Source organism: Moorena sp. SIO3H5 (assembly GCF_010692395.1).
Taxonomy (GTDB): domain Bacteria; phylum Cyanobacteriota; class Cyanobacteriia; order Cyanobacteriales; family Coleofasciculaceae; genus Moorena.
This window is the reverse complement of the sequence record NZ_JAAHHS010000748.1, coordinates 1-1,510: the sequence shown is the minus strand read 5'-3', so window position 1 is coordinate 1,510 and position 1,510 is coordinate 1. Positions and strand designations below refer to the sequence as shown.

Sequence of the window (1,510 nt, the reverse complement as noted above, 5' to 3'; positions counted from 1 at the left end):
GACGATCTTAACTGAGTTAGAACTGGTGCAAATGATATCGCTCATCGCTTTAATGGCAGCGGAGCAATTAATGTAAGACACCACTAGATGGTCGGGATGGGCTGCTTTGAAGGCCGCAAATTCTTCGGGAGGGCAACTGTCAGCTAGGGAGCAACCTGCGTTTAAATCGGGGAGTAGTACTAATTTATTGGGGTTAAGGATTTTGGCAGTTTCTGCCATAAAGTGAACCCCAGCAAAGACGATGACATCTGCCTCTGTAGCCGCCGCTTGTTGAGAAAGACCGAGAGAATCGCCGATGTAGTCAGCAATATCTTGAATATCTGGTTCTTGGTAATAGTGAGCGAGAATAACTGCGTTTAATTCTTTTTTGAGGTCTTCAATCGCTTCAAAAAGGTCTTTGGGCGGATACTCCAACTCTAGGGTTGTTTTTGGGAGGACATTTGTAAACATAGTATTATTTCCCTATTTCTGACTAGTTTACTAGTTTTTGGATATTTTTTTTCTTTAATAATTATTAAATCTTCGGGAGCCTACTGTGTGGTGTAGTAGTCAAATTTCTTTAAGTCCTGCTATCTTTCTGCTATCTTTCTGCTGCCCTCGACTAGACTGACTTCATGGGAGCGCAACAGAAAATGATCTATCTCCATAACTTCAGCAGCCAGCTCGATTAGGTTTGGGTGCATCTCAATGATGGAAATTAGGCAAAACTGAGATGCACCCGATTAGATTTAACTATTATTATCTCCTATATGTTTTGTCCGAATTGGTTGTTCGTTAATTTTCAATTACCAATTTACCCACCTAATTTAAACCTTATTTCCTTAACCCCTCACCAATAGTACGACCCTTGGATTTGAAAACACTCTTCATTAACACCTCATGCACCAACACGGCTACAATAAAGCCTGGACAAACTTCGGATAGGATGTTATTAAATCCTAAAACTCGCCAGAGGATAGCAGTACTCAATCCCGCCAACATCATAGAGTTCAAGGCTAAATAATGAGTTCGCCTTTTCAATAATATCATGACCATGGCTGGACCGAGGGAACTGGCCACAGCTCCACTAGCCAAAAGAACCAATGAAAACACTGTGGAGGAAATAGAAATTGCCGCAATTACAGCGAGTATTCCCACCACTAAGGTCATGAATTGCTCGTATTTCACGCCATATTTCCGGGACATCCTCCGATGCAACCCCGGGGAAATATCTCTAGCGATCGCACTGGAACAAACCAGAAGTTGGGAATCTGCTGTAGAGGCAATCACAGAAAAGACACCAGCCAACACAATACCGACTAAAAAAGGATTAAATTGTTGTGTGGCGTACAAGGGCAAGGCTTGTTCGGGATCACTAATGTTAGGCATTAAGACCCGGCAAGCAATCCCAAACAAAACCATTGCTATCCAGGTCGAATACACGTAAGCCAAGTACACCCACTTCGCTTGTTTCACCTCTTGCGGACTCCGCCCCGCTAGCACTCGCACCAGTATTTTCGGCTGAGAGATA

The 1,510-nt window shown here is 43.2% G+C and carries 1 protein-coding gene and 1 pseudogene; both read right to left on the bottom strand.

From position 1 onward, the window contains the following. A partial coding sequence (locus F6K52_RS36205; RefSeq protein ID WP_293090036.1) for a quinolinate synthase occupies positions 1-450 on the bottom strand: 450 nt, incomplete at its 3' end. Between the two features lie 363 nt (positions 451-813). Next, positions 814-1,510: pseudogene (locus tag F6K52_RS36200) on the bottom strand (hypothetical protein); the annotation flags it as partial.